The following is a 7,905-nucleotide window of genomic DNA, read 5'->3' on the forward strand; positions in this document are numbered from 1 at the left end:
CTTGTAGCCTTAGAATCACCCAACAAAATTACCTAGAAACTGGAACAAAAGTATGTGGCTGATTTCGGTGAGTAATATTTAAAAGTATAAATTTAGTTTAATATTTGTTTATGCACAAGGAGAATTGCGACTATTTTCTTTCATATATACGCCTAAACCAAGTGGGATTTACATATATATTTTCGACTATAAGTAAAGTAAAACAGTGTTTCTCTATATACTGATTTCAAATTTAGAAAAAATTATTTTACTACTTTCACAAATTTCTTCTTGCCGAGTCTTATAATATTTCCATTCACTATAGATGTGTTTTCAAGATCAGTAACTTTTTGATTATTTATATATACTCCGCCTTGATTTACAAGTCTTTTAAACTCATTAGCTGATGATAGGAAATTGTTTTTCACTAGAATTTTCCCTATTTCTCTTAAAGTACTGCATTCTATTGGAACAATTATTTCAGGCATTGTGTCTGGTAAATTCCCTTTCATAAATACATCTTCAAAATATTTCATCGCAGCCTTGGTTTCTTCATCTGTATGATATAAACTTGTAATTATTTTTGCTAGCTCAAACTTAACATCTCTTGGATTTTTTCCATTCCTTAAATCTTCTTTAATTTCTTCTATCCTGTTTGGATGTTCATCTGTAGCTAGTTCAAAGTATTTTATAATAAGATTATCTGGAATCTCCATTACTTTTTTGAACATTATTTCTGAGTTTTCTTGAATCCCAATATAATTTCCTAAGCTTTTGCTCATTTTTTCTACTCCATCTAAACCTTCTAGTATAGGCATAAGTATAGCTATTTGCTGCTCCATTCCTTTATTTTTTTGCAATGTTCTTCCCATAAGAATATTAAAAGTTTGATCTGTTCCTCCTAATTCTATATCTGCATTTAATGCAACAGAATCGTATCCTTGCATTAATGGGTAAAAAAATTCATGAATACCTATTGGCGTATTGTTGGTGTAACGTTTCTTAAAGTCATCCCTTTCCAGCATTCTTGCAACTGTAGTAGTTGCTGCTAACTTTAGTACTTCTTCAAAGTTTAATTTTGATAACCATTCGCTATTAAATCTTATTTCAGTTTTTTCTTTATCCAACACCTTAAATATCTGTCTCTTATAAGTTAATGCATTTTCCAACACTTGTTCCTGGGTTAATGGCTTTCTCGTTTTAGATTTACCTGTAGGATCACCTATTTTACCAGTAAAATCTCCAATTATTATAATTGCTGTATGCCCTAAATCCTGCATTTGCTTAATTTTCCTTAATACAACAGCATGACCTAAATGAATATCTGGTGCTGTTGGATCAAGTCCTAATTTAATTCTTAAAGGTCTATTCTCTCTTTCTGATTTAAGGAGCTTTTCTCTTAACTCATCAATATCAACAATTTCAGCAGCCCCCTTTTTAATAATTTCAATTTGTTCATTAACAGTCTTTTTCATTTTCTTAACTCCTTACGTAATATTTTTAATATAAGCAAGCTCAATAAGAATAAATATACAACAAAAAAACTCTTGCCCTTTAAACATAAAGGACAAGAGTATACTCTCGTGTTACCACCTTAATTTCATTAATCGCTCACACGATTAACCTCTTCAAGTACGCCAAGAAACTTGGTTATACTTTAGCACTATAACGGGTGCAGGGTTCCGTCATCACCTACTCTAGATAATTCTTTTTCAGCTTGAAGCTCTAAGATGTATTCAAAATTAGTTTCCATGCACCTCTCATCACCCGGTAACTTTCTGTTTGGTTAATCTAATTTTTACTTATTCTTTTCATTGCTTTTATAGAAAATCCCATTTTTAAAAAATACAGAATATATACTTTATATGGGATAAATATTAAATTGTTTAAATTATATTGAATAATTTAACTTTTGTCAATATGCAATACATATTTTATGCTACCCATGCACCACTTGCATCAACCCTATAACCATTAATAATAGTATTTACTGCCATTGCACCAGTAACAGGGTAACAATAATACCATTTATCATTGGATAATATCCACCCTGTTTTCATGGCTCCGTCATCCCCTAAGTAATACCAGTTATTATCAATCATTGTCCATCCTGTAGCATAAACACCAGCTTTTCTTAGAAAATACCAAGAGTTATTAGTAAAACACCAATTACCATCAACATTTGATTTATAATTTACCACGACATCTCCGCCTGATAATGTATCACTATTACTTGTTAAATCATATTTTTCATCACACACTGGGTAATCAGCAGTTTCCCAAGAAAATCCTTCCTGCTTTAATGTATCATCATCGGTTAGAAAAAATTTATTTGAATCCAATACATCGTTGTTCGTAATATCCAATTGATACCACTTATTATTTAACTTAACCATATTCCAAGCATGTCCAATTCCGTTTAACTTTCCAATAACAATCCTATTTTCTATTCCGACCATATTTAGCATCTTATATGCTGTCATAGCATACCCTTCACATGCTGTTTTTCCCGTAGTTAATGCAGTGTATGCATTATTCGATGTAAGAGTATAATCATATTCATATCTATCCATTAAGTATTTATTTATAACTTTAACTTTATCAAAATTGCTCATGTTACTTGTAATTATGGAATTAATTACTCTCGTTAATTCTTTATTAATGTAATCTTCTTGCTCTTTAGTGGTAGTATACGTCACAGTTAATGTTGCTTCGTCCTCTACTCTGCTGTAAACCATTTTTTTCAATGACACACTTAAATAATCATCTTTTTTTGCAATGTCTCGCACGACATCCATTACATCAGATTTGTAATAAGGAATTTCAAATTCCGTATCCCAATTTTCTAAGTGATTGAATACATATGTGTTTAAATCATAATCTGCTGCTAATACAGGTTGTCCACCTATTGCTGATATTATTATTAATGCTACAACTAAATTCTTAATAAATTTCTTCATCAACAAATTCCTTCTTTCCTTATATGAATTTCCATATACACAAGTTTTTGACTATATTATTTTACTAAGCCTAAAATCGGATTTCATCGCCTTTCTTTTTAATATTTGCATAATCAATATATATTAATTATATAACAGAATTAATTTTAGTAAACTGTAAATCTCTCTATAAAAAATAGTAATTACTTAAGGCACAATCAAAAAAATAACAAGTCTATCTGTCAGCCTATTTTCCATCATCCTGCGTCGGCAAAATGTCATAATAGGCCCGCTATGATGACACTTTGCCTTCTTGTCTGATGAAAAATATTCATGTCAGCTTTGGACTTGTTATTTATTTTCATGTGCCCAAAAATATAAATTTATTATATTTTAAATAATTACTATGTATTATTTTTTAAATTTCAAAACTAGAATTATCAATCCATTTATATTGTGGTCTTATATTTTTTATATCGCTTACTAACTGAAATAATGCGTCATCTTTTTGTTTGCATTCTAGCATCACATCAAAATCCATATTCACCATTTTGGCTTTCTCTAAAAACTCTACAAAATTATTTGCATTTATATAGTCAGCATGTTTTTTATCTTTTTCATGGTCTCTTGGCGTTGAAAAATGTATTTTGGGCGGTAAACTTTCTTTATTCCAAGTATTAAAAATATCTTGTAATAAATCTTCTATATTTTCACCATTATTATTGCAGTTATGATGATGTACATCTAGAACCATTGGAGTATTTAATATTTCACATAAACTTAATACTTCTTTTGCTGTATAGGTCTTATCATCATTTTCGATTATAATTCTTGAAGTTATTTCCTTTGGGAATCTTTTAAAATTATCTATAAACCTTTTTAGTCCTTCTTCTTTTCCCCCAGTTGCACCTCCAACATGCAAAACCATTTTTCCATCTGAATAATTTAAGTCTTTAAACCATTCCACTTGTCTCATTAAATTTTGTATTGTATTCTCTATTACCTCATCATTAGTGCTATTTACAACATTAAACTGATCTGGGTGCGTATCTACCCTCATATTATATTCCTTTATTATTTTCCCCAAATGCTCAAAATCTTTTTTAAATATTTCCCTGTGTCCCCAATATCCCACTTCTGGATGTGTGACTAAAGGAATTAACGCAGATGTTATCCTATAAAAGTGAATTTCATTATCTACGTTATATTTAAGTATCTTCTCTAAGTCATTTAAATTAGACAGAGTAATACTTTTTAGCTTATCTAATTTACCTTTTTCGGTAATTATCTTACTATAATTTGTAAATGTTATTGTACTAGAGCTAGTAATCTTTTTACCCAGCCTCATGGAAATTGCAACATATCCAAGCCTTACTTTCATCTAATTCCTCCTTTGAAACATGTATACTTTAGTAAATAATAAAAGAACTCTAATACAGAGTTCTTTTATTATGTAAAGAGATTTATGAGTATAAATCGAAGATACATTAAAAGTTGTTTAAATGCTACTTAAAATAAAATTATACATTAATTGATTGTTATTTAAACTTTTAACTCTCCTATTCAATTATACCCCCCCCAGCTTGCTTTGTAAACATTTTCTCTAATATTATATAACTTTTAAAAACAAAAAATATTTTCTATTAATCCATAAGTCTATATTTTAACCATTTATTACCTCTGAGTCTGACACAATACATTATTCCTCGTACAATCCAATCTATATACATTGCTATCCAAATTCCTAATACTCCAAGTTGTAAAACAATTCCTATGACATAACCTGTAAATATTCTGAATATCCACATTCCAATAAATGCAGTTAGCATTGTAAATCTTGTATCACCAGCACCTTTAAGTCCAGATGATAATATAAAAGATAATCCCCACGCAAGCAGAGCTACGCTATTACTTCTAATTAATGCCGACGATATTGAAATCACCTCAGGATCACTTGTATAAAGAGAAGCTAACCAGCCAGCTATTGGGATAAAAATCAAACCTAACGAAACCAAACAAAAAGTTCCAAATTTAGTCAAATAAATCAATGTATTCTTTGCACCTTTAATATCATTTCTTCCAACGTACTGGCCTACAAGTGTAGTAGCTGCTAAACATAGAGCATTTCCAGGAACATTTACCATTATAGCGATTGAAGTCGAAATAGCATTAGCTGCAATAGATGCTGTTCCCATTGTTACAATAAACATTTGTACTATAAGTTTACCCGCATTAAAAATTACCTGTTCCATTCCTGCAGGTATTCCTATATTAAATATATTTTTTTGTACCTGAACATCAAATTTAAAAGGTAATATTTTATTTATTTTTATAACTTTACTTCCTCTAAACAAAACAATCATTATCATTAAAGTTCCGATAAGTCTAGCTATTGCAATTGCCACTGCTGCACCTTCCATTCCAAACGAAGGCAAATTTACAATATCTATTCCAAATATTAATATATACCCTAAAACAATATTAATAACGTTCATACATATTGTTATTTTCATGGGGGTTCTAGTATCTCCACAACCTCTTAGTATTCCATTGGCAATTTGCTCAATTGCTATAAAAGGATATGTTATTAAGGTAAATTCCAAGTATAGCTTAGCATTTACCTTAACCAATTCTTCAGCAGATCCATAAAGTACATTAATTAATGGAATTCTAAAAATCCATAAAAGCAATGTTATTATAGATGATACGATAATACCTGATACAATGGCTTGCTTTACTGTTTCATTAACTTTCTTAATCTTATTTTGACCAATCTGCTGAGCCACTACAACCGTAGCCCCAACTGATAAAGCCGCAAAAAAAGATATAAACATATTGTTTATAGAATCAACCATTCCAATTGCTGAAACAGCTTCTTCGCCTATATGTCCTGCCATCATAGTATTGCATGTACCAAGTAACATAACAAATGTTTGTTCCACCATTATTGGTATTGCTAATTTTAATACGTCTTTTCTTATGAACATTTATTTTTCCTTCTTCCTTATGCTAGCCAAAATCTTCTGCTAATTTCATTGGTTAGTCCTATATTATATTTAATTAAATTTAAAATATTTATATCCACACTTTCTTTAGTTAAATAAACTTTTAAACTTTTCTATATCTATGTTAGTCATTAAATTTTGTTCTAGCCAATGTTTAGAACAACCTACATTATTTAATACAACACATTGGGGAATAAATCCCAGTCTAATAGCTTTCCATCCGCCTGAAATTAAATTAGTAACACACGCTATTCCAACCATTCCAGTGTTAATATTTTCATCTTTTTCTAAGTTTGATAATAAAGTTTCATGAGGAATTACATATACTTTAAAATTATAAGCTTGTCCTACTTTTCTTAATTTATTTACATTACATTCATCGAAACACCCTACACATTCATATCCCCTTGTAGTTTTATTGCTTAGGCATACTCCTTTTGTCTGCCTCATGCATGCAGGCAAAAAAACGTATTTCTCCGAGGAATTTAAGAATTTTTCACGAAATACAGTATTCATTATTTGAGCACTGACCATATTATAAAAATATTGTATTTCTCCTTTTCCACAGTAGATAATATCTTCTTTATTAAAGTGCCTTTCTTTATATGTATCTAGGTGTTTTGATAAAACTTTTGTATACTTGCCTAAAATGCATTTGCATTCTTCATAAAAATTCTTACTAAGAATATGACAGAACTCTAGCATATCCTGAATATAAGATTTATTCTTATTTTCTAAATAGACTTTCCAATTATTCAACCTAATTACTTCCTCATCAAAATCTCCACTAGCCTTTAACCATTTAATAATTAAAATAATATCTTCCAAGGAAAGTTCATTTAACTCATTTACCTTTTTCAACAATACCCTTGATATAAGTTTCCCTCTCAGCAAATCTATCCAAATTTTAAATTTTTCTTTTTTCCTCAAGTTATTTAATATAAGAAATATCTTACCAGGCATATTTCTAAATGCCCTAGCATGATCTTTATATTCTTCTATAAAAATACCTATTAAAAGTAATTCTATAAAATACTCCTCCTTAGTTCTTAATATTTCTATTTTACTAGCCTTAATAAATTTCATAAAATCTATTAAATAGTTATCACTCTGCATTAATCCCTTTTGCAGTATTCTATAACTTAAAGTCTCTATTTCATCGTAATATCTCTTAGAATTTCCATACTCTAATTCTAATGAGTACGTAAAAAGATTCATATTTTCCTCCTAAAAATAATTTTATTCTTATTAACAATTCTTATTTTATATAATTTTGAATCTTTTTTAACACGTATGTTTCTCTAAAAATCCAATTTGGTAAAAACTCATTTCCTGTTAATATTATTTTTTCATTATTGCATATGGCATCTTTTATTTCTACCCACTCTGGCTTAAATTCTAACTTTGCTTCATATGGATCTAATTTTTGAGGTTTCTTAATATTAGATACTTCTGCGATATAATAATAAGAAATCATTTTAAAAATTTTGTTATTTGTATACTTATCAATACTTTTTTCAGTTACAATTCCTAATTGTTCACTTATTTTATTACAAATATAACCTGTTTCTTCCTGGATTTCCCTTCTTAATGCATCTTCACGTCCTTCATCTTTTTTTATGCCACCACCCGGAAATTTGTAATCTTGATTTTTAGAATGCACCATTAAAATCTTATTATTTTTTACAATAATTCCTCGTACAGCTTCTCTAAAATTAATATTTTCAATTGAATCACTAACTTTATCTATTTCGAAAAGTTTATTAAATAACATACTATAATTTCACATCCTTATTGTTTTAAACTTTCAACACAAATCCTTAAATTCAATTTATTGATAAACAACATGTAAACTAGACTTATGTGGTAGCTTGCCGAAATAATAAATATTTTTATTACGAAAAACTATGAAAATATCGCTGAATACTCTAAGTTGCAGGTTATACCACTTTAGCGTGCTCCTACTTTCAGTATGACAAGCT

6 protein-coding genes and 1 other annotated feature are annotated in these 7,905 nt (G+C 29.1%); all 6 genes read right to left on the bottom strand.

The features are described 5' to 3' along the window. Positions 1-242: 242 nt before the first annotated feature. Positions 243-1,454, bottom strand: coding sequence for a tyrosine--tRNA ligase (tyrS, locus tag COL3_RS23980; RefSeq protein WP_008420412.1), 1,212 nt, complete (start codon positions 1,452-1,454; stop codon positions 243-245). Positions 1,455-1,539: 85 nt separating this feature from the next. Next, positions 1,540-1,803: a binding site (T-box leader), on the bottom strand. A 110-nt stretch (positions 1,804-1,913) separates the two neighbouring features. Beyond that, positions 1,914-2,939, bottom strand: a complete 1,026-nt coding sequence (locus tag COL3_RS23985; RefSeq protein ID WP_008420413.1) for a transglutaminase-like domain-containing protein — start codon at positions 2,937-2,939, stop codon at positions 1,914-1,916. A gap of 397 nt (positions 2,940-3,336) precedes the next feature. Next, positions 3,337-4,299, bottom strand: coding sequence for a UV DNA damage repair endonuclease UvsE (gene uvsE, locus COL3_RS23990; protein ID WP_008420414.1), 963 nt, complete (start codon positions 4,297-4,299; stop codon positions 3,337-3,339). A 262-nt stretch (positions 4,300-4,561) separates the two neighbouring features. Further along, positions 4,562-5,905, bottom strand: a complete 1,344-nt coding sequence (locus COL3_RS23995; RefSeq protein WP_008420415.1) for an MATE family efflux transporter — start codon at positions 5,903-5,905, stop codon at positions 4,562-4,564. A 105-nt stretch (positions 5,906-6,010) separates the two neighbouring features. After that, a complete protein-coding gene (locus COL3_RS24000; RefSeq protein WP_008420416.1) occupies positions 6,011-7,141 on the bottom strand; it encodes a DUF116 domain-containing protein in 1,131 nt (376 codons plus the stop codon). 40 nt (positions 7,142-7,181) lie between these two features. Continuing rightward, positions 7,182-7,697 (bottom strand): NUDIX domain-containing protein, encoded by a 516-nt coding sequence (locus COL3_RS24005; RefSeq protein WP_008420417.1) that lies wholly within the window; start codon positions 7,695-7,697, stop codon positions 7,182-7,184. Positions 7,698-7,905 lie beyond the last annotated feature (208 nt).

It is taken from the genome of Clostridium sp. LS, assembly GCF_002760435.1.
Classification (GTDB): Bacteria; Bacillota; Clostridia; order Clostridiales; family Clostridiaceae; genus Clostridium.

Coding starts and splice junctions, on each gene's coding strand:
- uvsE (WP_008420414.1), bottom strand. CDS start 4,299: ATGAAAGTAAGGCTTGGATATGTTGCAATTTCCATGAGGCTGGGTAAA.
- COL3_RS23995 (WP_008420415.1), bottom strand. CDS start 5,905: ATGTTCATAAGAAAAGACGTATTAAAATTAGCAATACCAATAATGGTG.
- tyrS (WP_008420412.1), bottom strand. CDS start 1,454: ATGAAAAAGACTGTTAATGAACAAATTGAAATTATTAAAAAGGGGGCT.
- COL3_RS24005 (WP_008420417.1), bottom strand. CDS start 7,697: ATGTTATTTAATAAACTTTTCGAAATAGATAAAGTTAGTGATTCAATT.
- COL3_RS23985 (WP_008420413.1), bottom strand. CDS start 2,939: ATGAAGAAATTTATTAAGAATTTAGTTGTAGCATTAATAATAATATCA.
- COL3_RS24000 (WP_008420416.1), bottom strand. CDS start 7,141: ATGAATCTTTTTACGTACTCATTAGAATTAGAGTATGGAAATTCTAAG.